Source organism: Bacillus sp. FSL W8-1202, assembly GCF_038006165.1.
Taxonomy (GTDB): Bacteria; Bacillota; Bacilli; order Bacillales; family Bacillaceae; genus Bacillus; species Bacillus subtilis.
The window spans coordinates 3,427,045-3,453,089 of the sequence record NZ_JBBOUR010000001.1; the positions used below are offsets into that span (position 1 = coordinate 3,427,045).

Consider the following 26,045-nt stretch of genomic DNA (forward strand, 5'->3'; position numbering starts at 1 on the left):
TTATTCTATGTTTTTCTCTGTTTTTCGACTAAAAATGAAATTTGACAAACAAGGAAACGTGAATTTGTCGAAAAATCTTCTTTTGTATATTTTACCGTATGTATTCTGAGAAGTGAAGAGGGATCAAAATAAAAAAACTGCCGGAAACTCCGGCAGTCAGCTTGCTTTTTCTTTTCCATAAATATCGATTCCTGCTTCTGACAGCATCCATTCAATATGAACACCGTAGCCGCTTGTCGGGTCATTTACAAATACATGGGTGACAGCACCGATCACTTTTCCATTTTGAATAATCGGGCTTCCGCTCATCCCCTGTACGATGCCTCCTGTTTCTTTCAACAGCCTTGGATCGGTAATTTTCAACACCATTCCTTTTGTCGCAGGGAATTTTTGCGGCGTTGTGCTGACGATTTCAATATCGAATTTTTCTACTTTGTCATCATCAATAACCGTTAAAATTTCAGCCGGCCCTTTTTTGACTTCGGTAGAAAACGCAACCGGCAATGCTTGATCTGATATGTTGTTTTGAATCGGCTGATGCAGTGTGCCGAAAATCCCAAACGGGCTGTTTCTGTTAATATCCCCGATCGTTTTGCGTTCTGAGGAAAATCGCGCCAGTTTTTCTCCCGGATTACCGCCTGTCCCTTTTTCAATTGATGTTACAGTGGATTTAACGATTTCTCCATTCTCCACTACAATTGGTTTCTTTGTGTCCATATCGGAAATCACGTGGCCAAGTGCTCCGTATTTTTTTGTTTTCGGTTCATAAAAGGTCATAGTGCCGATGCCGGCAGCAGAATCTCTGATATATAACCCGATTCTGTATTTGCCTTCTCCTTCATCCTTTTCTGGGATCAGCTTCGTTTTGATTTTCTGTTTGTCACGTTTGATCAGTAAGTCTAAAGATTCACCAGTTTTCCCAGCCTTTTGAATAAATGGGGCTACATCATTCATTTTTTTAATTTTCTGTCCATTCATCTCAATAATGATGTCGCCCGATTCAATTCCGGCCGTTTCTCCCGGAGATTTTTTGCCTTCACTTGTATTGATTTGATGAAATCCGACGACAAGAACACCGACGGAATGAAGTTTTACACCGATTGATTGTCCGCCAGGTATAACCTTTAAATCAGGAAGAACATGCACTTTTGTTTTTTTAATTGGAAATCCGGCAAGATCATATACCAATTCTGACTCACCTGATTTTTTGCCCGTCACCTTGATTTCATGCGGATCTTTCTTTACTGTAAACGCTTCTGAGGATTCTGGTGTCTGAGCGTTTACCGATAAACTTGTTTCAATCGCTTGTGTTTGGGTTTCAAATACTCTCATTTGCGTTGGAATCAATAAATATTCTTTTAGCGGTTTGCATAAACCTACACTTAATAACGAAACAAGGAGAATTAAACCTACTGCTTTTCTGATGTTATCGGGCATTCACTACTTCACTCTCCTCGCTCCTATCCCACACCTTCTTTATGACTTGCTGCTACATCATTTAATTTTGCCTTCTGACGGCTTATTTATAACTGTCATATGAAGAAAAACATTGGATATACTGATGAACGAATGGATGTGCACGAAAAAAATAAGCTGCGCTTCTCGCGCAGCTTACCCAGTTGTTTTGACTTGATCCGCTTGTTTTAAAAGTTCTTTCGCATGGCGTTTCGTTAAGTCGGTTACTTCGACACCTGCAATCATGCGCCCGATTTCCGCTACCTTTTCCTGCTTAGAGAGCGGCTTGACACGTGTCGTCGTTCTGCCGTCTTTTAACTCCTTCGCAATATAAAGATGCGTATCCGCCATGGCAGCCACCTGAGGCAGGTGTGTAATGCACAGCACTTGTGATCCTATTGACACCTTATGGATCTTCTCTGCGATTGCCTGTGCGACCCTGCCGCTTACACCAGTATCAACCTCATCAAAAATGATCGATGTCACATCCTGCTGTGAGGAAAAAATGCTTTTTATGGCAAGCATCACCCGTGACAGCTCTCCACCTGAAGCGACTTTCGAAAGGGATTTCAGCGGCTCACCTGTATTGGTTGAAATTAAAAACTTCACCAGGTCAATCCCTTGTTCAGTCAGCTGAACGGGCTGGCCGTTTACAAGCGGAGCCTCTTCATTGCGTGACGCTGTTCTAACCTTAAATTCCGTATCAAAAGTTGATTTTTCCATGTACAGGCTTTTTAATTCCCGATGAATCTCATCAGCCAGCTTTTTCGCCCATGTTTTTCGGATTTGTGACACATTTGCCGCTTCCACTGCGACATCTTTGCCGACGGAGTCAAGCTCCTTTTTCAAGCTTTGAAGGTGGCTGTCCCTGTTTTCAATTTGGTCAATCTCTTCTTCAATTTTAGAAGCATATTCCAAAATGTCTTCAACAGTGGCACCGTATTTTCGTTTCAGCTGTTTGATTTCATTAAGTCGTGTCTCAATATAGTTCAGGCGTTCCGGATCAAATTCAAGCTCATCCAGCATATTTCTCATCTGAAATGTGGCATCCTCAAGCAAATAGTAGGAGTTCGAAACACTTTCAGACAGTTTTTTCAGCGGTTCGTTAATATCAGAGATATCTTCAAGCTGCGCTGATGCCATTCCGACCCAGTCCAATCCGCCCTGCTCACTGCGAAGCGCGTTATATGCATTTTGCAGGGATTCATATATCTTCTCAAAGTTTGAAATTTCCTGGCGCTCTTCTTGGAGCTGTTCATCTTCGTTAAGCTCAAGCTTTGCCGATTCGATTTCTTCGAGCTGAAATTGAATAAGATCAAGACGATGGGCCATTTCCTGTTCGCTTTCAGAAAGCTGCTTAAGCTTTTTGAGCAGCTTCATATACCGCTGGTACCCTTCCTGATACGTTTTGAGCGCGCTTTCCACTTCGGCCCCGGCAAACTTGTCCAAAAGCTGGAGATGATTTTCGTCTTCCATTAACAGCTGGTTATCGTGCTGCCCGTGAATATCTAATAAAAGCCTGCCGATCTCTCTTAGCGAGGCAATCGTGACAAGCTTGCCATTGACACGGCAAACGCTTTTCCCGCTCGTGCTGATATCCCTTCTCATGACGATCATTTCGTCTGAAACGTCGATTCCCTGCTCAGCGCATACGCCTAAAACAGGATGGCCGCTCTCCAACAGAAACAGCCCTTCAAGTTCGGCTTTTGCTTCCCCATATCTAACAAATTCAGATGATCCGCGACCTCCGACTAAAAGAGAAATGGCATCTATGATGATGGATTTGCCGGCTCCGGTTTCTCCTGTTAAAACCGTAAGCCCGCGTTCAAAAGAAACCGTCAGTTCCTCAATAATGGCAAAGTTTTTAATCGATAGTTCAGCTAACAAACAGCATTACACCTCTTATCTTTGTTAGATTTTCTGTTACAGCAGTTCAAGCAGCCTGTTTTTTACGCCTTCTGTATCTTCAGGAGTCCGGCAAATAATTAAAATCGTATCATCTCCGCAAATGGTCCCCATCATTTCATCCCAGTCCAAATTGTCCATCAGCGCCCCGATTGCCTGGGCATTGCCCGGCATCGTTTTCAGCACAATCATATGGCTTGCTGAGTCTATTTTCACAAATGCGTCCATCAATGCCCGCTTTAGTTTAGACAGCGGATTGAAACGCTGGTCCGCCGGAAGACTGTATTTGTAAGAACCATTATTTGTAGGCACTTTTACAAGGTGAAGTTCTTTAATATCCCGTGATACCGTGGCCTGCGTTACTTTGTATCCATCCTGCTTCAGCATGTCGACCAATTCATCCTGCGTTTCGATTTCATTTCTTGTAATGATCTCTCTGATTTTAATATGCCTCTGGCCTTTGTTCATGTAAGCACCTCTATTTCCAAGCTTATCTGTTCTTTTATGTTATATGATTCTCTGCACATTGTACATGAATGCAGAAAAAAGGAATAATAGCGCCCTATTATTCCGGTACATCTGCTTTTTTTTCTTTTAACGTCTTATGTGCTTCTTCTACAACGCGCATGATCTCTTCTTCCGGCAGCTCCTGGCCTTCCTGTCCCTCTCCCGGCCAATGCAAATGAAGGAGAAACTCAATATTTCCGTCTCCTCCCGTGATTGGAGAAAATGACAAGCCTTTACAGATATAGCCTTCAGCGGCAGAAAAACTGATCATTCGCTTGAGCACATCAGCATGCACTTTAGGATCTCTGACAATCCCTTTTTTGCCGACGGATTCCCGTCCCGCTTCAAACTGAGGCTTAACTAAAGCCATGCAGTCGCTGCCCGGTACGAGCAAAGTTCTTAGGACAGGCAGGATGAGCCGCAGTGAAATAAAGGACACATCAATTGTGGCAAACTCCGGCATGCCCTTTGTAAAGTCTGCCGGTGTTGCATAACGAAAGTTCGTCCGTTCCATCACGACGACCCGTTCATCCTGTCTAAGCTTCCATGCAAGCTGATTATAGCCTACATCCACAGCGTATGACTGTTTAGCTCCATTTTGCAAAGCGCAGTCCGTAAAACCGCCGGTGGAGGAGCCAATATCAATCATAATTTTATCTTTGACAGAGACGGGAAATTCCTTCAACGCTTTTTCGAGCTTTAAGCCGCCCCTGCTCACATACCTCAACGGGTTTCCTTTGACAGTTAACGGAAGGTCGCGGTCAATTTTTTCTCCAGGCTTGTCCAAGCGGTTTTCGTTTGAATAGACGATCCCCGCCATAATGGCTCTTTTGGCTTTTTCACGCGTTTCCGCCAGCCCTCTTTCCACTAATAATACATCTAATCGTTCTTTCTTTGACGTCATGATCCAATTCCTTTGTGTGTCTTTGGCGACATCAGTAATCTAATACGATTTGCCACCTGCTGTTTTGTCAGTCCAATTTCCTCAAGAAGCGCTGTTACGCTTCCGTGTTCAATAAACCGATCAGGTATACCCATTCTGTCAATCGGAGTATGATATTCACCTTGATCATGAGCGAATTCTAAAATCGAGCTTCCGAAACCGCCTTCTAAGACCGCTTCTTCAATTGTTAAAATTGGCAAGCCTTCTTTTAGGATACTCTTCATCATCTTTTCATCAATCGGCTTAATAAAACGCGCATTCACAACGCGCACGGAAAGGCCTTCTTTCTGCAGCTCTTCGGCTGCTTCAATCGCCATTTCGATTGTTGTGCCGAATGTTAAGATGACAGCATCGTTCCCCGGACGCAGCACCTCCCACGTACCGATCGGAATCGTTTTCAACTGTTCATCCATTTTTACGCCGAGTCCGTTTCCGCGCGGAAAACGCATCGCTATCGGGCCTTCGTCATAGCTAAGTGCTGTATGAACCATGTGCTGGCCTTCATTTTCGTCTTTCGGCATCATTAAGACCATGTTTGGAATGTGGCGCATAAACGCAATATCAAACACGCCTTGATGTGTCTCTCCATCAGCGCCAACGAGTCCTGCACGGTCAATTCCAATAAACACATTGGCTTTTTGGCGGCAGATGTCATGGACAACTTGGTCATATGCCCTTTGCAGGAAGGTTGAGTAAATCGCCAAAAACGGCTTCATACCCTGCATTGCCATAGCTGCCGCCATCGTTGCGGCATGCTGTTCTGCGATTCCTACGTCGAACATCCGGTCAGGGAATTCCTTTGCGAAACCTTCAAGCTTTGAACCGACAGGCATAGCCGGCGTAATGGCTACAATGCGTCCGTCCTCGCGCGCCATTCGCTGCACAGTTCCGCTGACAAGACCGCTCCACGAAGGAGCTGCGGCTTTCGGCTTTACAAAGTCACCGGTATTAATTTTATATGGTCCGGTACCATGCCATGTCCCAATCGTATCGGTCTCAGCCGGTTTGTACCCCTTCCCTTTTTTCGTGATGACATGCAGAAGAACAGGGCCTTTCGTTTTTTTGGCGTATTGAAGATTCTCAATCAGCTCATGATAAGAATGTCCGTCCACTGGACCCAAATACGTAAAACCGAGCTCCTCGAAAAACATTCCGGAGACGAGCATGTATTTCAGGCTGTCTTTGACTCGTTCCGCCGTGGCGGCAAGCTTGCCCCCAACTGCCGGAATCTTTTTAAATAAGTATTCAAGCTCATCTTTGACCCACTGGTATTTCCCCGCAGTACGGAGCCGTCCGAGCATAGAGTGAATGGCACCGACATTTGGTGCAATACTCATTTCATTATCATTAAGGATGACAATCATGTCTTTTTTCTCGTCGCCGATGTGGTTAAGGGCTTCGAGCGCCATACCGCCGGTCAGCGCGCCGTCACCAATGATCGGAATAATATATTCATCCGTTCCTTTAATATCACGGGCAGCTGCCATCCCCATCGCGCCTGACAGAGAAGTCGAGCTGTGCCCGGTTTCCCAAACATCGTGCTCGCTTTCACTCCGCTTTGGAAATCCGCAAAGCCCTTTGTACTGGCGAAGCGTCGCAAATTCTTTTCCGCGTCCTGTCAGCAGCTTATGGACATACGACTGATGGCCTACATCCCATAAAAATTTGTCTTTCGGGCTGTTAAATTCCTTATGCAGGGCAACAGTAAGCTCTACGACACCTAAGTTTGGGCCGATGTGGCCGCCGGAAGCGGATAAACTTGTAATTAAAAACTGACGGATTTCATCACTTAATTTCTCTAATTCATCAATGGACATGTTTTTTAAAAACGACGGGTCCTGTATTGATAAAAGATCCAAAGCGGATCAACTCACTTTCAGCATGAATTTCTGCAATGATACATGTCTTTTGCATGCCGAGCTGACAATAATCTCAGACATAAAAAAAGACAAACGCGCTTTTCCTTTTCATTTTTCATATAAACTGCTTACATTTTACCATATCTCGTGCAGCCGCTTCAAATTAGGATCGTTTTAATGATCTCTTGCCGCAATTAAATCACATAGCTCATATAAAAGGTCTTTTTGAAGAGAGAGTCCGCCGATCAATCGCTTCGCCTCTTTTATATGAACATCCAATTTATGTTTGGCCCCTTCCAATGAAAGAAGCGACGGGTATGTCGATTTGTCATTTGTGGTATCCGAGCCGACACGTTTGCCGATTTTCTCTTCACTGCCTTCTAAATCTAAAATATCGTCTCTGATTTGAAATCCGATTCCAATGTGGCTGCTGAAGGTACGCAGTGTTTCAATGTCTTCCTCAGGCGCATCAGCCAAAATAGCACCGGCTATTACACAAAAGCCAAGGAGCTTGGCCGTTTTCCGTTCATGAATGGATTCGAGCTCTTCAAGCGTGACTTGTCGGTTTTCCGCTTCCATATCAGCTACTTGCCCACCGACCATGCCTTCGGTGCCTGCCGCTGAAATCAGTTCATTCACAAGCCGCAGGCGCTTTTCTGCTGACACCTCGTCTGACACGTGGGAGGTAATCAGCTTAAAGCTTTCTGTGAGTAGCCCGTCACCCGCTAATACTGCCGTCGCTTCACCAAACACTTTATGGTTTGTCGGCTTCCCGCGGCGCAAATCGTCATCATCCATGCATGGAAGATCATCATGAATTAACGAATACGTGTGAATCATTTCGACAGCACAGCCCACCGGAATGCCGTCTTTTTCGCTTTTTCCATATGCGTTTAAAACAGCCAGTACAATCAGAGGCCGCAGCCGCTTTCCGCCGGCCTGTAGAGAATATAGCATAGATTTCTTTAATGAGTCCGGCATATCAAGCTTTTCTGTATAGACAGAAAGCTGATTTTCAATTGTTTTTTTCCGGTCCGCCAGAAAGCTCGTTAATTTATTTGTCACCTTCGTCTTCCTCCTGAACACTGAAAGGTGCCAGTTCGCCGTCTTCTTTTAAAATGAAGTCCATTTGCTTTTCGACTTTTTGCAGCTTTTCATGGCACATTTTTGACAGAGCCATGCCTTCTTGGAAATAGTTAATGGCTTGCTCTAGAGGCACATCTCCCTCTTCAAGCTTTGATACAATGCTCTCAAGCCCTTTCATCGCTTCTTCAAATGTCATGTTTTCATTTTTTTTCACGTCTGTCATTTTTCTTCCCCTCTCTTTTCTAATACTTCACAGGTCAGCACGCCATCCTTCAGCTTGACTTCAAGCCGGTCCTGCTCTTCTATTTGACTGACACTTTTAATGAGTTTATCTTCTTTATAAGCCAAGCTGTATCCTCTTTCCATCACTTGAAGAGGACTTAGTGCATTCAGCTTGCCAAGAACGGTTTGAAATTGGGAATGCAGCTGCTTCATTTGGATATTCATATTTTTTCTCAGCTGATTTGTTTGTTCCTGGTATCGTGTTCTCGCTTGTTTCAGCTGTTCATGAGGATGCAGTGCCTCTAATCTGTACGTTTCACGCTCCAGCTGTCTGCTTTTCCGATCTAAAAGAGCGGTCAGCTGTGCTTGAAACTGCTGGTACGCGAGGTCAAACTGCTGCTCTTTTTGCGCATACAAACGCTTTGGAAAACGAAAGGCATAGGACGATTGCAGCGTTTGAATCCGTTCTTTTTTCTGGCCGAGGTGCTGCTGCATCGCTCTTGTCATTCTGACTTCCGCTGTTTTTGTGCGTTCGATTAAATCAGTGGTATGAGGCACAGCAATCTCAGCTGCTCCTGTCGGCGTCGCGGCTCTGATATCGGCGACAAAATCACTGATCGTAAAATCCGTCTCATGTCCGACTGCCGATATAATCGGAATATTGGAAGCAAAGATGGCGCGTGCTACAATTTCTTCATTGAATGCCCACAGTTCTTCTATCGAACCGCCGCCTCTCCCGACAATTAATACGTCGCAAATCTCTTTTTCATTTGCCTCTTCAATGCGCGTAACGATGGATCTGCTCGCATTTTCACCTTGTACGAGCGCTGGAAGAACAATGACTTTTACAAGGGGATATCTTCTTTTTAGAGTTGTAATAACGTCTCTGACAGCGGCACCCGTAGGAGATGTCACAACCCCGATTGTGGCTGGAAATGCGGGGATTTGTTTTTTGTAGCGGTCGTCAAATAAACCTTCTCCGGCAAGCTTCTTTTTTAATTCTTCGTACGCTAAATAAAGCGCTCCAACCCCGTCAGGCTGCATTTCTTTGGCATATAATTGATAGTTTCCGCTCGGTTCATATACGGAAATTCCGCCTCTGACCAGCACTTTCATTCCGTTTTCAGGTTTAAAAGGCAGACGCTCGCTTTGTCTCGCGAACATCACCGACTGCATTCTTGCGTTTTCGTCTTTTAAAGTGAAATAAATATGCCCTCGTGTGTGTATCTTTACATTCGACAATTCGCCTTTAATCCAAATATTTTCAAGGTGAGGATCTACATCGAATTTTCGTTTTATATACTTTGTCAGCGCTGAGACGGTCACATACGCTGCTTCACCCATGTCTAAAAACTCCTCTCCTAAGCATTCCTGCACCATAACTAAAGAAAACCCGCCCTGGCTTTAGGAGCCTGAAGAAGCGGGTATCGTGCTCATATTCAAGGCGGGTAAACATTTCGCCTGTGAATATCTCCAATTATCTATGATAACGTACGTTTCGCAGATTTAACAGTATTATGCGCAAGCATCGTGATGGTCATCGGACCTACTCCGCCCGGAACCGGCGTGATGAAGGACGCTTTTTCCTTTGCCCCTTCAAATTCAACGTCTCCGCAAAGCTTTCCGTTTTCCAGACGGTTAACGCCGACGTCAATGACAACAGCGCCCTCTTTGATCTGGTCTGCACTGATGAAGTTGGCTCTGCCGACTGCCACCACCAGGATGTCCGCTTTTTTCGTATGTTCAGTAATATTTTCTGTTCTTGAATGACAGTAAGTAACCGTCGCGTTTTCATTTAATAAAAGCTGGCCGACAGGTTTGCCGACAATGTTGCTTCGGCCGACTACAACAACCTCTTTACCGGAAAGGTCAATATTGGTTTTCTTCAAAAGCTCAACAATTCCATGAGGCGTGCAAGGAAGAAACGTATCTTCGCCAAGCAGCATTTTCCCTACGTTTAACGGATGAAAACCGTCTACATCTTTATCAGGAGAGATACGTTCGATCACCGCTTTTTCAGAAATATGGTCTGGGAGCGGAAGCTGAACGAGAATGCCATGAAACTCAGGGTCTTGGTTATATTGATCAATAATGGAAAGCAGTTCAGCTTCTGTGAGGCTGCTGTCAAATTGATCGAGCTTGAAATTCATTCCCATTGTTTCTGCCGCTTTTTTCTTTCCTCGCACGTAAGAGTGAGAAGCAGGATCATCTCCAATCAAAATAACCGCCAGTCCGGGAGTGACGCCTTGCTTTTTAAGCTCTTCTACCTCTTTTGCCAATTGTTCGCGTTTTTCTCTAGCCGTTTCTTTTCCGTCGATGATTGTTGCAGTCATTTTCTTTCCTCCTATGATTGTTCAATATCAGATTTAATGTTAGAAAGAACCCCGTTTACAAACTTTGTCGCTTTGTCATCACCAAACCGTTTTGCCAGCTCAATCGCTTCGTTCATGGAGACATTAACCGGAATGTCTTCGGCATATGCCATTTCATATGCTGCCAGGCGCAAAATCGCACGGTCAACATTGGCAATCCGATCGAGCTTCCAATTCACCAGATGCTTGGAGATCATTTCATCCAGCTGGTCTTGGTGTTCCAATACCCCGTGTACAAGCTGTTCAAAGAAAGGATCTGTTTTTTCTTCATCCAGTGCGTGTTCTATGGCTTCATTCACTGCAATATCGCTGACATCAATTTGAAATAGTGCCTGCAAAGCTTTTTCTCTTGCTGTTCTTCTTTTCATTTTCTTTCTCCTTTGATCCTCTTTATCCGCTTGTCGTTAAGCCACAAAGAGATCATAACATATTTTTTTCGTATCCGCATATTGAAATCAAGGTTTTTTACCCTATTGCCGAATATTTTCACACACCTTAATATGATTATTCGGATTTCACGTTCATGAAGAAACTCGGCTATGTAAGCCGGCTTTCTTCATGCTTTGAAATAAAGGGTAACGTGTAAAAAAACCAAAGGGCCGCCCTCCCCTTGGTTTCGTGTTAAGCCATTTACATTTCTTCGTCGATTTGGACTTCTTGGGCTTTTGTGTCAAATTGAATGCCGACGATGTGAATATTGATCTCGTTAATCGAAAGAGACGTCATATTTAATAAGGTTTGACGAATGTTTTCCTGAACGGATGCTGCAACTTTCGGAATCGAAACGCCAAATGTAACGACACAGTATACATCGATCGTAATTCCGTCATCCGCCAGGTCGACTTTGACACCTTTGCCATGATTCACTTTGCCAAAGCGCTCAACGACGCCTGTCGCAAAGTTTCCGCGCATTTCGGCAACCCCATCAACTTCTGATGCTGCAATGCCGGCAATGACCTCAATGACCTCCGGTGCAATCTCAACCTTACCCAAATGCGTATCTTCGTGATCCATTTTAAGCAAGCTGTTGTCTTTCATTCAATTCACCTCCGTAAAAATTATGAGCCCATTACATCATATGTTTCTAAAAATTTCGTATTAAACTCTCCGCTCACAAATGTTTCGTGTTCAAGCAGTTTTAAATGGAAAGGGATTGTTGTCTCAATGCCTTCGATGACGAATTCGCTCAATGCGCGCTTCATGCGGGCAATCGCTTCATCCCTCGTTTTTCCGTATGTGATTACCTTTGCAATCATGCTGTCATAGTACGGTGGGATGGAATAGCCAGGGTACGCAGCTGAATCGACACGGACACCAAGACCGCCAGGAGGCAGGTACATTTTAATTTCACCAGGTGACGGCATGAAATTTTTACTTGGGTTTTCTGCGTTGATTCGGCATTCGATGGCCCAGCCTTCAAATTCAACATCTTCTTGCTTGAGGCTCAGTTCCATTCCTGATGCCACTTTGATTTGTTCCTTGATCAGGTCAGTTCCCGTCACCATTTCTGTGACTGGGTGCTCCACCTGAATTCTGGTGTTCATTTCCATGAAGTAATAGCGCTGTTCATTGTAGTCATAGATAAATTCAACTGTTCCAGCACCAGTATAGCCAACCGCTTTTGCAGCCTTTACCGCTGCATCTCCCATTTGCTCCCTGATTTCTGAATCAAGGGCAGGAGATGGTGATTCTTCCAAAAGCTTTTGCAGGCGTCTTTGGATCGAGCAGTCGCGTTCGCCCAAATGGATCGTATTTCCATAGTTATCAGCAAGCACTTGGATCTCAACGTGGCGAAAATCTTCTATGTATTTTTCGATGTATACACCTGGATTTCCGAATGCAGTTGCCGCTTCCTGCTGTGTAATCTTAATGCCATTAATCAATTCCTCTTCAGTGCGGGCAACCCTAATTCCTTTTCCGCCTCCGCCTGCGGTGGCTTTTATAATTACAGGATACCCAATTTCATTAGCAAGCGAAACCGCTTCTTCCACATTTTCTATAATTCCCTGTGAACCCGGTACGATTGGCACGCCCGCCTGTTTCATCGTCTCCCGCGCAACGTCTTTTGTTCCCATTTTTGAAATGGCCTCAGCGCTTGGTCCGACAAACGTGACATTCACTTCTTCACATAATTCCGCGAAGTCGGCGTTTTCAGCTAAAAATCCGTATCCCGGATGAATAGCGTCTGTGCCGGTAAGCTTGGCGACACTTACGATATTTGTAACGTTTAGATAGCTGTCTTTTGATGCTTTCGGTCCGATACAAAAAGCCTCATCAGCCATTTGCACATGCAGGGCATCTTTATCAGCTTCTGAATAAACAGCGACAGTCTCAATGCCGAGCTCTTTGCAGGCTCTGATGATTCTGACAGCAATTTCTCCTCTGTTGGCGATCAATAGCTTTTTTATCATGTTAAGTCTCCTTACTCCGCTTTTACAAGAAATAGAGGTTGTCCATACTCAACCAGCTGGCCGTTTTCAACTAATACTTCAACGATTTCGCCTTTTACTTCCGCTTCGATTTCGTTGAATAGCTTCATTGCTTCCACAATGCAGACAACTGTGTTTTCATTTACTTTAGAGCCTGCAGTTACATAAGGACCGGCTTCCGGTGATGAAGAAGCATAAAATGTTCCTACCATTGGTGAAGTGATTTTATGCAAATTCTCATCTTGCTTAGGTTCTTCTTGGGCAGGTGCAGGCGCTGCTTGCTGCACTTGCGGCTGAGTTGCCTGCGGAGCCTGTGCCTGTACAGGTGCTGCCGGCGCCTGCTGCATGACTTGAACAGTGCCTGCTTCATGTTTTTTCAATTTTAAGGATGCACCTTCATTTTCATATACGAATTCGTCAATTGTAGACTCGTCAATTGCTTTAATCAGCTCGTGGATTTCTTTGATATTTAACATTCAATCGCACTCCTATGTATGAAATTTCTTTTTTATAGGTTACTACTAAAAGTACATACTATGTTCATCTTACAGGAGCGGACTTTTGAATTCAACTCTAATATGACAGCAACGCAAAAAGCCCGCTTGTTTAGCGGACTTCTTTTTCCTCTTTCTTACTTGGATGGTTCAAATGTGACAGCGACATCTTTCATTGTTTTAATTTCTTTTGCCACAAGGTCTATAATGGCTGTCGCCTTCGATTTGGAGTGTTTGTCTGATTTGACTGTAATATTGATTTTATCTCCTTCAGCATTAACAAGCGCATCCTCGTAACCTTGTGTTTTAATCAGCGTTTCCAGCTGTTTTTCTGTTCCTTCCACTTCACTGAGAGCCGTCATTTTATCGTATGCTTCGCTTTTCTCCTTGGCTGTTGCATCATCGCTTGACACAATGGCATTCAGCTCTTCTCTTTCTTTGCTTCTGGCATCTTCTAAATCAAGACGGTACGTTGTAAACAAATCATCATCGGCTGTTTCCGTAACAACAGTTCCTTTTTCACTGGCTTCAGCGGATGTTTCCTTGTCTGCTGATGAATCTTTCGTTCCCTTTGTTCCATCTTCTTTTCCTTTTTCAGTTTCTGTACCGCTTTTTTCCTTCGTGTCTTGCTTGGCAGGCGCTTTTTCAGTTGCGACCTCTCCGCTGTCAGACGAGCTTTTTTCACTTTGCATCTGCACGGCGTTTTTGCTTTCCGGCGACATGATATAGTAGACGCTTAACACCACGACAAGACTAAGCATTGTTAATAGCCAAACGGTTTGTTTTTTAAGCATTTATGAATCCTCCTTTATTTTTTTAGGGGCAACCGCAACCCGGTGGCTTGGAACATCCAGGACCCGTGTCACCGCTTCGATAATGGTTTGTTTTATTTGAACGTTGTCCACTCCCTGAGCAACAACGAGTACACCGCGTATATCAGGTTTTTTCGTTTGGACGACGACAGGTGTTTCTTTATCGCCGTTTTTGATCATGACGATTTCTTCCTCCGATGTTTGGTCTGTAACGCTTCTTGTTCCGCCTTCTTTGTCAGTTTCTTCAGTGGTTGTATTTTTGTTTGATTTGTTTTTTTCGTATACTTTCAGCGACGTTGCATCTACATTCACGACAACCGAGACATCGTCCACACCAATGATTGTTTCAAGAATTTCTTTCAGCTGATTTTCGTATTCTTTTTCATAGTCATCGATCGAGTCTTTAGGTTTATCAGATTTTGAGGCTTTAAACACTTCGGCTGTTTTCTCTTTGCTGTCTGCGGAATGTTGTGATGATACGGCCGTTATCGTTTTGGCGTTTTCTGTTTTCTCAGGTGAAGAAAACAGCTGGCTGACAAGCATAAAGGAAACTCCGAGAACAAAAACGAATAGAAAGTAATGATATTTGGTCAGCTTCGGCTTTTCGCCGTCCTTCGTTTGTCCCGGAAGAAACTGCTTTTTCAATACATTCCATAATCCGTTTTTATTCATTGCCGACACTCTCCCCGCCATCCATATGAACCGTAATTTTCTCACTTCCGATTTCCCAAATGTCCGCGAGCTGCGTTTTTATCTGTTTGGCTTCTTTTTGTTCGGCTGCTTCTTTCGTTACGTATGCATGATCTGTATCAATGTGGACCGGCGCGACCGTTTGGACCGTTTTTTCAGAAGACGGGGCCATATACACGCTGATTGTTTTAATATCCTCTTCTGAATCTACCTTTTCTCCTGCCGTGAGTTTGATGCGGCCTACTTTATATTCATCATGACTGAATCTCTCCTCCGCTTTCTTTTTTAGTTGGACAGCCATTTCTTCTAGAATATATGCGCGCTGGGAAGCTTGTATTTCTATTTTTTTTGAATTGATTTGATTTTTTATGTCGGCAGACTCTGACTGCCCATTTTTTGTGAGATATTCAAAGATGACTTCGGGGTCTGTCTTGAAAAGTTTAAAAATCGGCGTAAGCATGACGACAATCAAGAGCAGGCTGACTACCATTTTTGCGTACTTTTGCATGCTGGAGCTCGGCAGCAGCATATCAATCACAATTGCAAATAGGATAAACAACACGATGGTGGTAAGCCATTCCGTTAAAAAACTCATTCGCCTGCCTCCTTCATTTCATCATCATCGTGAGGTTTCCGGCTGTGATTATGACAGTAAGGCTTAAAAAAAACATGAGAGACACAATGGCGAGAGCTGCAAAAATATAAATGACGCTTTTGCTGATGACGTCGAGGCAGGTGATGACGGGCCCTCCTCCTAGCGGCTGAAGAATCGCGGCTGCCAGCTTATAAATAAAAGCGAGGGAAAGCACTTTGATTGCCGGAAATGCCGCGATACAGATCAAAATAGCGACACCGAGAATCCCTACCGTATTTTTCAGCAGTAAAGAGGCGCTGATTACTGTATCTGTTGCGTCTGTAAACATTCGGCCAAGCACAGGAATAAAATTTCCGGTTATAAATTTAGCCGTCCTGAGCGTAATGCCGTCTGTCACTGCAGCCGAGGCTCCCTGAACAGAGATGACGCCGAGAAAGATGGTAAGAAAAACAGCCAGCGCTCCGATGGCGATATTTCTGAGCAGGTTGGCCAGCTGCGTTACTTTGTATTGTTCGGTCATGGTGCTGACAATGCTCAGAATCGCTGATAAGAAAATCAGCGGCATGACGATATTCTGAATCAAGAGACCGCTCGTGTTCATCAGGAAGAGGATAACAGGATGAAAGAAGGCAGCAGATACAGCTCCGCCTGAGGAAGCCAAAAGCGCCAAGAGGAGCGGAATGAGCGCCAGGATAAAGCTGGTCATCGTCTGAATCGCCTCAGTTGCATAGTTAATTGCCACATGAAAGCTATTAAGCGCAAGGATAATCAGCACCATGTACACAATTGAGTAAGCGACCTTACTGACGGTGCTTTGCTGAAAAGCATTTTGCAAAAGCTGCAGAATGACGCAAAAAATCGTGAGCAAAATCAATGTGCCCAGCAGCTTTCCGTTGGCAAGCACTTCATGAAACAAATAAGAAAAGAGAGCTTTCAGCCATTCTTGCGGTGAGAATGATTTATCGCCATTGATAAACTCCATTAAGCTGCCTTTTTGGCTTTCCGGCAGCAGTCCGCCGTATTCTGTCATAATGTCATTCCAAAATTCCCCGATCTTATCTGTTTCAAGCGAGGCTGCTGTCCTTTCCGCTAATTGCTCAGCTGTTTCAGCATGGTCTTCCGTTTTTTCTGCATTACCAGCTGCTTGTACAATTTCTGCACGGCCTGCTATGATCAGCACGGCCAAAAGCAAAGCCCATTGAAAGCGCTTCAATCTACCGCCTCCTTTCGGTTATGACATAGAAGGTATAAGTCCGAGAATCGTTTCAATAATGACGGTTAAAATAGGCACAGCCATTACGAGTATTAAAATTTTCCCCGCCAATTCTATTTTCGAGGCGATGGCTCCTTGACCGGCATCTTTTGTGAGCTGTGCCCCGAATTCAGCAATATAGGCGATTCCGATAATCTTTAAAATGGTTTCAACATAGACCATGTTGACATTTGCATTAATCGCAATTTTTTCTATCATTCGAATAATGTCGTAGATTTGGTCTACCAAATAAAGAAAAATGGCACATCCGGCAAAAACGACGATTAAAAACGCAAAAGTCGGCTTTTGTTCTTTTACAATTAAAGAAAGGAAGGTGGCGATCAGCCCTAAACCTACAATTTGAACAATGTCAATCTGCAAGCCCCCCTATCCTTGGAATAAAAACACAGCTTTTATCTTTTTAAATAGGTCATCTACAATCGTGGCGACCATAAATAAAATATAGATAAAACCTAACAGCGTCACCCACTGAGCGTATTCTTTCTTGCCCATCTGATCCAATATCGTGTGTAAAAAAGCGACCACGATTCCCACTCCGGCAATTTGAAATATGACATTCACGTCTACTCCCATTTTATTTTTGCTCCCCTCACGTTTACATCAATAGAAGAATGAGTAACAAGCCCGCTAAAAAGCCCAAACTTTTTATCATTTTTTCATTTTTCGCTTGCGCCTGCTCAGCATCCGCTTCAGAGGCTTCCAAATGTGTCAGCGCCAGCTTGATGTGCTTTTGCTGAGAGATTCGATCATGAATCCCGAGCGTCTCGCCAAACTGCTTCAGCACTTCGTATTCGCTTTTTTTCAAAGACAGGGTGTCCCATACCTTCTTTAAGCTTTGATCCCACGCCGTTTTCGCGGAATCACTTCCCTTGTCCAGCTGATCACTGAATGCGGAAAAAAGAGCTGAAACAGGCTGTGCGAGCTGTTTGGCAATCTGCTGTGAAGCAGTATGAAGCGGTGTATGGCCGTACATGATTTCAGCCTCGAGGGATTGAAGCGCCGCACGCAGCTGGCGGATTTGCCGCGGCCGTTCTGTATAAATCTTCGCCATCTCAAAACCTGTCCATGTTGTCGCTACCACAATAAATACAGCGCCCAGCAGCTTCAGCATGTTTTCACGCCCGTCGTCCTAGACAGCACATTTCCGTCTTTGTCATAAATTTGGCTCACTGTGCCCGGCCCTTTTGCTCTTGATAATTCCAAATAGCGGTCAAAGGCTCTTTCTTCCCACAAACGCTTCAATGAAGGCCGCTTCATCAGGTCGGATATGCTCCAGCCATGCGCCGATACGATTACTGAAACACCGGCATGCAGCGCCTCCAGAAGTGCATCTGTATCTTCCATACGCCCGATTTCATCGACAATCATCACCTCAGGGCTCATGGATCGAATCATCATCATCAGCCCTTCAGCTTTTGGACAGGCGTCTAACACGTCAATTCTCTGACCAAATTGATGCTGCGGAATGCCGCGAAGACATCCGGCAATTTCTGACCGTTCATCGACGATTCCTGTCTTAACGGGCAGCATGGGTTTTTTGCCGGTGCTTGAGAGCCTCGCAAGGTCCCGGAGAAGTGTTGTTTTGCCTGTTTGGGGCGGTCCGATAATCAGCGTATTCAGCCAGCTGTTTTGATATAAGTATGGAAGCAGCGGCTCCGCAATCCCCAGCTTTTGCCGGGCAATTCGTATATTAAAAGATGCGATGTCACGGAGGCCTTTCACACCTCCGTTTTCCGTAATGACTCTGCCCGCCAGTCCGACTCTGTGGCCGCCTCTGATCGTGACATACCCTTTCTTCAGCTCTTCTTCAAGAGTATACATACTATAGTTGCTAAGCCGGCTCAGGATCAGATGGGCATCCTCGGCCGTGCCCGCATAGGACAAATAAACAGGTTGTCCTCTTCGAATCAATTCAACAGGGCGGTTGATCCGAATTCTGACTTCTTCGATTTCCAGCCATTGTTGTTCCGGTATTTCAGAAAGGGCGTTTTTCATGGATTCGGGGAGAACCTCAGCGATTTCATTCAACAGAGCCTCCTCCTTTCTACCGATTGGCTTCTTTAAAATGTATGATGTGAGGCAGACTTTATGACAAGCCTCTCTTTATTTATGAACACCCGCCAAAATCAAAACAACACCCGTAAAAATCAGAATCAGCTTTGCATACGAAAGCTGCCCGGCAATTTGGTAGATTCCGACAGTCATCGTAATGATAAAAATCAACGGACCGACAATAGCGAGAATGCTGTTAACCACAACCGCCTTCCGGACATCGTTGGTCACAAGCATGACAATTGCTGCCGTCAGCTCAATCATAGAGGATAAAACTCGTAATCCCGCCATTGTTAAAACAGTAGAATTGATATTTCCAAGTAAAAATTTCATAGCACTCTCCCAACCTCCCATTTTTTTATATGATATGCTCTAGCTTGCTGAAGTAGTCTTGTCATTTTCGTATAAAAGAAAGATTCTGTTTTTGGGCACAAAAAAAAAGCCTGCTCCCATTTGGGAACAGACTTCTTTTTTTCTTTCTATGCTCTTGAAACGTAAGAACCGTCTGATGTATTGACAACAAGTGTGTCGCCTTCATTCACAAAGAACGGCACGTTTACAACAAGCCCGGTTTCAGTTTTCGCAGGTTTTGTACCGCCTGACGCTGTATCACCTTTAATACCAGGTTCAGTTTCAACAACTTTCAGCTCAACTGTGTTTGGAAGTTCGATACCAAGTGTTTCATCCTGGTACATCATGATATGCACAGACATGTTTTCTAGCAGGTATTTTAATTCTTCTTCGATTTGAGTTGCGCTCAGTTCAAGCTGCTCATAAGAAGAAGTATCCATAAATACGTGCTGATCTCCGTTTGCATATAGATATTGCATTGTTTTGGTTTCGATTTGCGCTTTCGCTACTTTTTCACCAGCGCGGAATGTTTTTTCCTGAATGGCGCCAGTGCGAAGGTTGCGGAGTTTAGAGCGGACAAATGCCGCACCTTTTCCAGGTTTTACGTGCTGGAAGTCAACGACGCGCCAAATGCCGCCATCTACTTCAATTGTTAATCCTGTACGGAAATCGTTAACTGAAATCATGTTTAATGTCCTCCTATATTCCAATCACAAAATAATAAGTTCTTTTGGGGAATGGGTGATTGTCCGGTTGCCGTTTTCTGTAATCACGATGTCATCTTCAATGCGGACACCGCCTGTTTCTGGTATGTAAATGCCCGGCTCCACTGTGACCACCATACCCGGTTCAAGGATAGCTGAAGATCTGACGGATAATCCCGGCGATTCATGAACTTCCATGCCGAGCCCGTGCCCGGTTGAATGGCCGAAATAGTCACCGTAGCCTTTTGCAGCAATATGATCCCTTGTGAGGGCGTCAGCCTCTTTTCCTGTCATTCCCGGCTTAATATGTGCGACGCCGAGCGCCTGAGCATCAAATACAACCTGATAGATCTCCTTCAATTGATCACTGGGCTGACCTACAGCGACCGTCCGGGTAATATCAGAACAATATCCTTTATAATAAGCGCCAAAATCAAGCGTAACAAGGTCTCCGCTTTCAATCAGTTTGTCACTGGCCACACCGTGCGGAAGGCTTGAACGAAGGCCTGAGGCGACAATCATATCAAAAGAAGAGCTGTCTGCTCCCTGGCTTCTCATATAAAACTCCAGCTCATTGGCAACAGCGATTTCAGAAATGCCGGGTTTCATAAACGTCAAGATATGTCTGAAGGCATCATCTGCAATCTTCGCAGCTTCCTCTAATATCTTAATCTCTTCACTAGACTTAATCAAGCGCAACTTTTCCACGGATTCAGCCACAGGCACTAATTCGGCATCACTGATAACGGCGCTGTATGAAGCATAAGTGCCATATGTCATGCTGTTCTGTTCAAAGCCGAGACGCTTGATGCCAAACGATTCAACAGTGTCGGCAGTGGTCTGAATCAAGCTGCCGCCATGTTCAATGATCTCAAAACCCTTTACCTGAACCTTCGCCTGCTCAGTATAACGAAAATCCGTAATAAACGCTGCTTTGTCACCCGATATAACAGCCAAACCCGCTGAACCTGTAAACCCTGTCATATAGCGTACATTCGTGCTGCTTGTAACCAGCATGCCGTCAATTCCCAGCTGTCCAAACAGGTTTCTTAATTTCTCTAGCTTCATCTTGATTCTCCCCCTTGCTGGCTTAATAAGTAGCGAACAGCAAGCTTGTAGCCTTCAGCTCCAAGACCGACAATCTGCCCTTTCGCAACAGGAGCGATAACCGACTGATGCCTGAATTCTTCCCTGGCGTATAAGTTTGATAAATGCACCTCTACCACAGGAAGACTGATGCTTGAAACAGCATCCCTGATCGCATAGCTGTAATGACTCAGGGCGCCAGGGTTCAGAACAATCCCGCTGTATTGCTCCTCAGCCTCATGTATCGCATCTATCAAATCACCTTCGTGATTAGACTGGAAGAAAGTGAGCTGGATATGTAAGGCTTCAGCAAACTGAAAAAGATCTGTTTCAATATCGGTCAGTGTCTGGCGGCCGAATACTTCAGGCTCACGCTTCCCAAGCCGGTTAACATTCGGTCCGTTCAAAATCAAAAAATGAGGCACATAATCTCTCCTTTTCGCGAGGGTTTCTCATGTAAAAAATGTTCACTTCTCGTGAACATTTTATCATACTGGAAAAGGATTATACACTATTCTCTATGCATTCCCAGCGCACGTGCAAGCTTTTCCGAATTCAGCTCATTGTATTCAAATGAAATGGAATACCCGACAAACAGCCCGTAAAGCAAATAAATGCAAATGGTCGTAATAATTGTATCTGATGTCAGTTCGGTCACCGTGCGCACTTCTGGAAAAATCGGATTAAAAACAAAAAACACGAGCAGCCAAAGCACCAAGCCGTATAAAATACCCGGCCACATTGTTTTTAAACGTTTCAATAGAAGAAAATAAAGAAACGCTGCGCCAATTGAAATTACTCCAATCAAAATGATGCTGATTACCGTTCCCAGCCCATGTTTTTTCCACTCTCCGAGCACAAACGGCTGCAATATCATATTCGGGCTGATTTCGGAAAAATGAAACAAATATGCGATATAAGCAACGAAACTCCAAAGTACACCTCCGCAAAAACCTGTTGCCGCCACTCTGCCGGCCATTGAAACAGGCGGCTTTTGCTTCTCATTCAATTCTTCATTTTGTTCTGTATCTTTTTCGCTTGTCATCATGGCACCTCCAGTTAAAGTGTGCCCAAAAAATGAAATGTCAATAAAAAAGCTCACACTTTTTGGCAGCTGCGAGTAAAATTTGAAAATAACGGGTATAATGCATGTAGAAAAAGCAAGGCTATGGCAATTTTTTCAGCCTGTCAATCTAGAGGTTTAGCGCTGTTTCCTGTACAATAGAGTGAAAGGAAATGGTTAGCAATCCTAAAGAAATAGGCAGGTTGATAATATGTCAAAACATAAAGTTCCGCCCGCTTACGGCGGGCAGGCTGTTGTGGAAGGCGTTATGTTTGGCGGAAAGCATCATTACGTTACAGCCATCAGAAGAACGGATGGAAGCATTGACTTTTTTAAGCTTCCACGCAAACACAACCCGAAACTGAACATCGTGAAAAAGATACCGTTTTTACGGGGGATCGCGGCCATTATCGAAGCGAGTGCAAACGGCACAAAGCATCTGAATTTTTCAAGCGAACGTTACGGGCTCGATCCATCTGAAGACGAGACACTTGAGCAGGAAGAAAAAAAATCCTCCGGGCTGTCTATGTATCTCAGCCTCGCAGTTATAGGCGTCCTATCATTTTTGTTCAGTAAATTCGTATTTACATTGGTTCCAGTTTTCTTAGCTGAACTGACAAGGCCGATTTTTTCCTCGGACACAGCGCAAATCGCGGTTGAAAGCCTGTTTAAGTTGATTTTGCTGCTCGGTTACATCTATTTTTTGTCCATGACACCGCTCATTAAAAGAGTGTTTCAATATCATGGAGCCGAACATAAAGTCATAAACTGTTATGAACAGAATTTGCCAATTACCGTAGAGAATGTCCAAACCCAATCTCGGCTTCATTACCGCTGCGGATCAAGCTTTATTTTATTTACGATTATTGTCGGCATGTTTGTTTATTTACTCGTTCCGACAGATCCGCTTTGGCTGCGTGTTATAGATCGTGTCGCACTGATACCGGTCGTGCTTGGTATATCCTTTGAAGTTCTGCAGCTGACAAACAAAGTGCGTGACATTCCCGGTCTGAAATTACTTGGGTACCCGGGACTTTGGCTTCAGCTGTTAACCACAAAGGAACCTAAGGATGACCAGGTTGAAGTTGCCATCGAAAGCTTTAACGAACTTCTCAGACTCGAAGCATTGTCTGAGCAAAATCAGAAGCCTTCTCACAACGTCATCTAAAATCCGTTGCCCTGCTATTACTTTCGGAGGTGGACAGTTATGAATCATCGTGTACAACCTATTATTGCTGTATTAATTGCGCTGGGAGCGTTCGGTTTCCTCTATGTGCTGGTAACCAATCCCGGAGAAATGGCAAAAATGGCGGTAACCGTCATCGTGGCAGGTATCATTATTTATTTTATTGTGAAATATGTAATGAATCGAAATGCGGGCAGCGAAGGAGCAGCCTTCAAAAAAGCGGCGAAACAATCGCGGCGCCGGATGAAAGAACAAAAAGCAAAACACCGCGCCGGACATAAGGGACGTGTCAGCCACCTGCGAAGCGTTCCGAGCGCCAGCAAGCCTAAGCCGATGATTCTCAAGAAAAAAAGCCAGACTCAGCTGACTGTTATAGAAGGGAAAAAAAATAAAAAGAAAAACAGAGCGCTTTTTTAATAGGTCCACTGCTTTAAAAACAGCTCTGTCCGTCTTTTACCTAGCTCAATCAGGGCTAGTTTTTTTTGTTGTGTTAAATGAAAATCAGTGGCCATTACGTCATCGACAGGGAGAAAAATGATATTTTGTTCATAGCGTGACGCAATGTGCCTTGCGTCATGAGCATCCTTCATCGTTTCAAACAGGGTGCCGAACAGTTCAAAAGCGTTGCGGATATTTTTTTTCGGACGCTCTCTTTCACGCGGCGCAAGCGTGACACCGATCACAGGGCGCTTTCTTTCCTTTGAAAACAGCCAGATTGGGAAATTGCTTAACACACCTCCGTCGACAACCGTGGCGGTGCCTGTGTCCGTTTTTAATTTTATCGGTTCAAAGAAATATGGAATGCTGCAGCTCATTCTGACCGCTCTGGCAACCGGGAACATATCTGGATTTAACCCGTAACGGGCCAAATCGTCTGGCAAAACAATCATGGTGCCGTTTGTCAGATCAGAAGCAATAAGGCGCAGAGACCCTTTCTGCAAATCGCCGAAAACCCTTATGCCTTTCGCTCTTAACAGATCAGCAATCCATTTTTCTATCGTATCTCCTTTGTATAAGCCAAGACGCCAGTAGATGGACACCCACTGGAGCATCTTTAAGGGGAGAAATGAGTACCTCTGATCCAGCAATTTCTCTCCGTCCACTTCTTCAATTAAAGCGTGGATTTCCTTACTGGTGTAACCTGACGCAATGAAAGCAGCAATAATGGCGCCGACGCTTGTACCCGCAACTCTTTTAAAGCGGAAGCCTTTTTCCTCAAGCACTTCATAAGCGCCTGCGAGCGCAATGCCTTTTACTCCTCCGCCGGAAAACACACCGTCAATATACATCTCATTCCCTCCCCCTCCATCCGATCGTTTATTACCATTTTAAGAAAACACGCGAAGAAATAGACCAACGAATGACGGGTGGCGTCAGCGTATCAAAAAAGACGGCCTCCTTCGAGACCGCCTTTTTACTGATTATGATGTTCTGTTTTCTTTTGGATTGATTTCAGATCTTTTTTACGGGCATCATCTTCTTCAAAATATTGAACAAGATCCCCGATGCGATCAATACTGTTCCAGCTTAAATGATGTTCGATTCCTTCGACATCGTTATATATTTTCTCTTCATCAACACCAATGATTCTTAAAAACTGCTCAAGCAATTCATGTCTGTATACCAGCCGTTTGCCTATTTTTTTCCCTTTAGACGTTAACACGAGACCGCGATATTTTTCATAAATTAAATATTCGTCTTTATCTAGTTTTTGAACCATTTTTGTTACAGAGGAGGGATGGACTGCCAATGCTTCCGCGATATCGGAAACTCGTGCATATCCTTTTTCTTCAATCAGCATATAAATCTGTTCAATATAATCTTCCATACTTGGTGTTGTCATCGAAACCCTCCCAAAAAGCACCTTAACTTTATAAACCATTACAAGTTTACACTAATGAACTTGAAAAAACAAGGATGCTCCGCGGGTCAAAAGCCCTGTTTACCGCTTATAATTCCATTCATCTGAAGCGTACTTTGTTTCAGCCAAGTGATGAACAAAATCAAGCTCTTCCTGAGAAAGTTCATATGGCTCCAAATGAATGTTAAGACCTGTTTCAAACCCTTCTTTAAAGGCTTTACGAGCCTCATCCATCGTCACCCGCTTTTCAGTGAGTTCATTAATGGCAACCGCTTTATTTTTGAAATTGCGCTGCATCCGTTCTCTTACTCTTTCACTCGGATATAAGAACAGATCGAACAGCTTGTCCTCATCCAAATCAAGCAGAATGGAGCCATGCTGAAGAATCACGCCTTTTTGTCTCGTTTGCGCGCTTCCCGCCACCTTGCGCCCCTCAACCACTAGCTCATACCACGAAGGCGCGTCAAAACAAACAGATGACCGCGGATTTTTTAAGCTTTCTTTCTCTTTTTCGGTTCTCGGGATGGCAAAGTAAGCGTCCAGACCGAGATTTCTAAAGCCTTGAAGTATGCCTTCTGAAATAACCCGGTAAGCCTCAGTAACAGTCGCCGGCATCTCAGGGTGCTCTTCCGAAACAATTACGCTGTATGTCAGTTCCTGATCGTGCAGCACACCTCTCCCGCCGGTCGGGCGTCTGACGAATCCGAGATTATATTTATGTACTGCTTCAAAATTGATTTCCTTTCTAATATTTTGAAAATACCCTACAGAAAGTGTCGCCGGATTCCAGCCGTAAAAACGGATAACCGGGGGGATTTTCTTTTCGCTGTGCCAATATAAAAGCGCTTCATCAAGCGCCATATTGAATGCAGGACTTGCATTGCCTGAGTCTATAAACCGCCAAGTTTCTTTTTGCATTTTAAGACCTTCCTTACCGTTTTAATAGAATCAGTTTATCAAACTGCCGGGAAAATGAAAAATATTTTAGTTCCATTATAGATGACAATCACGCTGTGCTTTACTATAATAGTATTTGTCGAAAACGGCTCTATGACCTTGTTTTATGAAGCAGGGTTTTGATTTTATATGCTAAAGGAGTA

Annotated in this window: 31 protein-coding genes; 2 read left to right on the plus strand and 29 right to left on the minus strand. The window is 44.3% G+C overall.

Going from position 1 to position 26,045, the window contains the following annotated elements; all coding sequences use genetic code 11:
* Window positions 1-156: 156 nt before the first annotated feature.
* From spoIVB to NSQ09_RS18180, 26 genes are all read right to left on the minus strand, one after another.
* Entirely contained in the window at window positions 157-1,437 is a 1,281-nt protein-coding gene (gene spoIVB, locus NSQ09_RS18055; RefSeq protein ID WP_041334924.1) for a SpoIVB peptidase, read from the minus strand.
* 174 nt (window positions 1,438-1,611) lie between these two features.
* Window positions 1,612-3,342: a DNA repair protein RecN gene (gene recN / locus NSQ09_RS18060; protein ID WP_017696435.1), complete on the minus strand. Its 1,731-nt coding sequence runs from the start codon at window positions 3,340-3,342 to the stop codon at window positions 1,612-1,614.
* A gap of 36 nt (window positions 3,343-3,378) precedes the next feature.
* Window positions 3,379-3,828 carry an arginine repressor ArgR gene (argR, locus tag NSQ09_RS18065; protein ID WP_017696434.1) on the minus strand — a complete coding sequence of 150 codons (450 nt, stop codon included), beginning with the start codon at window positions 3,826-3,828 and terminating at the stop codon, window positions 3,379-3,381.
* A 97-nt stretch (window positions 3,829-3,925) separates the two neighbouring features.
* Window positions 3,926-4,771 (minus strand): TlyA family RNA methyltransferase, encoded by an 846-nt coding sequence (locus NSQ09_RS18070; protein WP_003230264.1) that lies wholly within the window; start codon window positions 4,769-4,771, stop codon window positions 3,926-3,928.
* On the minus strand, window positions 4,768-6,669 hold the full coding sequence (dxs, locus tag NSQ09_RS18075) for a 1-deoxy-D-xylulose-5-phosphate synthase (protein WP_017696433.1): 1,902 nt from the start codon (window positions 6,667-6,669) through the stop codon (window positions 4,768-4,770). The genes NSQ09_RS18070 and dxs overlap by 4 nt, the downstream gene beginning before the upstream one ends.
* Window positions 6,670-6,843: 174 nt before the next feature.
* Window positions 6,844-7,734 carry a polyprenyl synthetase family protein gene (locus tag NSQ09_RS18080; protein ID WP_003230262.1) on the minus strand — a complete coding sequence of 297 codons (891 nt, stop codon included), beginning with the start codon at window positions 7,732-7,734 and terminating at the stop codon, window positions 6,844-6,846.
* The gene (locus NSQ09_RS18085) at window positions 7,724-7,978 is read right to left on the minus strand and encodes an exodeoxyribonuclease VII small subunit (protein WP_003226409.1); all 255 of its coding nucleotides are present in this window, start codon (window positions 7,976-7,978) and stop codon (window positions 7,724-7,726) included. The genes NSQ09_RS18080 and NSQ09_RS18085 overlap by 11 nt, the downstream gene beginning before the upstream one ends.
* Window positions 7,975-9,321: an exodeoxyribonuclease VII large subunit gene (gene xseA / locus NSQ09_RS18090; RefSeq protein WP_015251733.1), complete on the minus strand. Its 1,347-nt coding sequence runs from the start codon at window positions 9,319-9,321 to the stop codon at window positions 7,975-7,977. The genes NSQ09_RS18085 and xseA overlap by 4 nt, the downstream gene beginning before the upstream one ends.
* 137 nt (window positions 9,322-9,458) lie before the next feature.
* Window positions 9,459-10,310, minus strand: a complete 852-nt coding sequence (gene folD, locus NSQ09_RS18095; protein WP_003230259.1) for a bifunctional methylenetetrahydrofolate dehydrogenase/methenyltetrahydrofolate cyclohydrolase FolD — start codon at window positions 10,308-10,310, stop codon at window positions 9,459-9,461.
* An 11-nt stretch (window positions 10,311-10,321) separates the two neighbouring features.
* Window positions 10,322-10,717, minus strand: coding sequence for a transcription antitermination factor NusB (nusB, locus tag NSQ09_RS18100; protein ID WP_003230256.1), 396 nt, complete (start codon window positions 10,715-10,717; stop codon window positions 10,322-10,324).
* 262 nt (window positions 10,718-10,979) lie between these two features.
* Complete coding sequence (yqhY, locus tag NSQ09_RS18105; protein WP_003230254.1) at window positions 10,980-11,387, minus strand: fatty acid biosynthesis protein YqhY; 408 nt, start codon at window positions 11,385-11,387, stop codon at window positions 10,980-10,982.
* Between the two features lie 20 nt (window positions 11,388-11,407).
* Window positions 11,408-12,760, minus strand: a complete 1,353-nt coding sequence (gene accC, locus NSQ09_RS18110; protein WP_341032274.1) for an acetyl-CoA carboxylase biotin carboxylase subunit — start codon at window positions 12,758-12,760, stop codon at window positions 11,408-11,410.
* Between the two features lie 11 nt (window positions 12,761-12,771).
* Window positions 12,772-13,254, minus strand: a complete 483-nt coding sequence (gene accB, locus NSQ09_RS18115; protein ID WP_341032277.1) for an acetyl-CoA carboxylase biotin carboxyl carrier protein — start codon at window positions 13,252-13,254, stop codon at window positions 12,772-12,774.
* A gap of 155 nt (window positions 13,255-13,409) precedes the next feature.
* Complete coding sequence (spoIIIAH, locus tag NSQ09_RS18120) at window positions 13,410-14,066, minus strand: stage III sporulation ratchet engulfment protein SpoIIIAH (RefSeq protein ID WP_041334928.1); 657 nt, start codon at window positions 14,064-14,066, stop codon at window positions 13,410-13,412.
* Window positions 14,067-14,756 carry a stage III sporulation protein AG gene (gene spoIIIAG / locus NSQ09_RS18125; protein ID WP_014477307.1) on the minus strand — a complete coding sequence of 230 codons (690 nt, stop codon included), beginning with the start codon at window positions 14,754-14,756 and terminating at the stop codon, window positions 14,067-14,069.
* Entirely contained in the window at window positions 14,749-15,369 is a 621-nt protein-coding gene (gene spoIIIAF, locus NSQ09_RS18130) for a stage III sporulation protein AF (protein WP_341032282.1), read from the minus strand. Before spoIIIAF ends, spoIIIAG begins: the two co-directional genes overlap by 8 nt.
* 13 nt (window positions 15,370-15,382) lie before the next feature.
* Window positions 15,383-16,582, minus strand: a complete 1,200-nt coding sequence (gene spoIIIAE / locus NSQ09_RS18135) for a stage III sporulation protein AE (RefSeq protein ID WP_340956028.1) — start codon at window positions 16,580-16,582, stop codon at window positions 15,383-15,385.
* A gap of 18 nt (window positions 16,583-16,600) precedes the next feature.
* Complete coding sequence (spoIIIAD, locus tag NSQ09_RS18140) at window positions 16,601-17,002, minus strand: stage III sporulation protein AD (RefSeq protein WP_003230228.1); 402 nt, start codon at window positions 17,000-17,002, stop codon at window positions 16,601-16,603.
* A gap of 6 nt (window positions 17,003-17,008) precedes the next feature.
* Window positions 17,009-17,215, minus strand: a complete 207-nt coding sequence (gene spoIIIAC, locus NSQ09_RS18145) for a stage III sporulation protein AC (RefSeq protein WP_003153142.1) — start codon at window positions 17,213-17,215, stop codon at window positions 17,009-17,011.
* A 22-nt stretch (window positions 17,216-17,237) separates the two neighbouring features.
* Window positions 17,238-17,753: a stage III sporulation protein SpoIIIAB gene (spoIIIAB, locus tag NSQ09_RS18150; protein WP_221776801.1), complete on the minus strand. Its 516-nt coding sequence runs from the start codon at window positions 17,751-17,753 to the stop codon at window positions 17,238-17,240.
* On the minus strand, window positions 17,747-18,670 hold the full coding sequence (gene spoIIIAA / locus NSQ09_RS18155; RefSeq protein WP_029317922.1) for a stage III sporulation protein AA: 924 nt from the start codon (window positions 18,668-18,670) through the stop codon (window positions 17,747-17,749). Before spoIIIAA ends, spoIIIAB begins: the two co-directional genes overlap by 7 nt.
* A gap of 75 nt (window positions 18,671-18,745) precedes the next feature.
* Window positions 18,746-19,027, minus strand: a complete 282-nt coding sequence (locus NSQ09_RS18160) for a YqhV family protein (protein WP_004398639.1) — start codon at window positions 19,025-19,027, stop codon at window positions 18,746-18,748.
* A gap of 146 nt (window positions 19,028-19,173) precedes the next feature.
* Window positions 19,174-19,731, minus strand: a complete 558-nt coding sequence (gene efp / locus NSQ09_RS18165; RefSeq protein ID WP_003226377.1) for an elongation factor P — start codon at window positions 19,729-19,731, stop codon at window positions 19,174-19,176.
* Between the two features lie 24 nt (window positions 19,732-19,755).
* Entirely contained in the window at window positions 19,756-20,817 is a 1,062-nt protein-coding gene (papA, locus tag NSQ09_RS18170) for an aminopeptidase PapA (protein WP_014480240.1), read from the minus strand.
* Window positions 20,814-21,260 (minus strand): type II 3-dehydroquinate dehydratase, encoded by a 447-nt coding sequence (gene aroQ, locus NSQ09_RS18175; protein ID WP_015384075.1) that lies wholly within the window; start codon window positions 21,258-21,260, stop codon window positions 20,814-20,816. Before aroQ ends, papA begins: the two co-directional genes overlap by 4 nt.
* A gap of 86 nt (window positions 21,261-21,346) precedes the next feature.
* A complete protein-coding gene (locus tag NSQ09_RS18180) occupies window positions 21,347-21,883 on the minus strand; it encodes a YqhR family membrane protein (RefSeq protein WP_072557057.1) in 537 nt (178 codons plus the stop codon).
* 226 nt (window positions 21,884-22,109) lie between these two features.
* On the opposite strand from NSQ09_RS18180, the gene NSQ09_RS18185 reads away from it, so the two are divergent.
* Together NSQ09_RS18185 and NSQ09_RS18190 are read left to right on the plus strand one after the other, a co-directional pair.
* The gene (locus NSQ09_RS18185) at window positions 22,110-23,066 is read left to right on the plus strand and encodes a DUF1385 domain-containing protein (RefSeq protein ID WP_341032291.1); all 957 of its coding nucleotides are present in this window, start codon (window positions 22,110-22,112) and stop codon (window positions 23,064-23,066) included.
* A gap of 39 nt (window positions 23,067-23,105) precedes the next feature.
* Entirely contained in the window at window positions 23,106-23,501 is a 396-nt protein-coding gene (locus NSQ09_RS18190) for an SA1362 family protein (RefSeq protein WP_003226367.1), read from the plus strand.
* Here NSQ09_RS18190 and NSQ09_RS18195 read toward each other — a convergent pair.
* From NSQ09_RS18195 to lipM, 3 genes are all read right to left on the minus strand, one after another.
* Window positions 23,498-24,373, minus strand: coding sequence for a patatin-like phospholipase family protein (locus tag NSQ09_RS18195; protein WP_017696208.1), 876 nt, complete (start codon window positions 24,371-24,373; stop codon window positions 23,498-23,500). The two genes, NSQ09_RS18190 and NSQ09_RS18195, sit on opposite strands and share 4 nt — an antisense overlap.
* 125 nt (window positions 24,374-24,498) lie before the next feature.
* Window positions 24,499-24,927 carry a transcriptional regulator MntR gene (gene mntR / locus NSQ09_RS18200; RefSeq protein ID WP_003236923.1) on the minus strand — a complete coding sequence of 143 codons (429 nt, stop codon included), beginning with the start codon at window positions 24,925-24,927 and terminating at the stop codon, window positions 24,499-24,501.
* Between the two features lie 99 nt (window positions 24,928-25,026).
* Window positions 25,027-25,863 (minus strand): octanoyltransferase LipM, encoded by an 837-nt coding sequence (gene lipM / locus NSQ09_RS18205; RefSeq protein ID WP_041334941.1) that lies wholly within the window; start codon window positions 25,861-25,863, stop codon window positions 25,027-25,029.
* Between the last annotated feature and the right edge of the window lie 182 nt (window positions 25,864-26,045).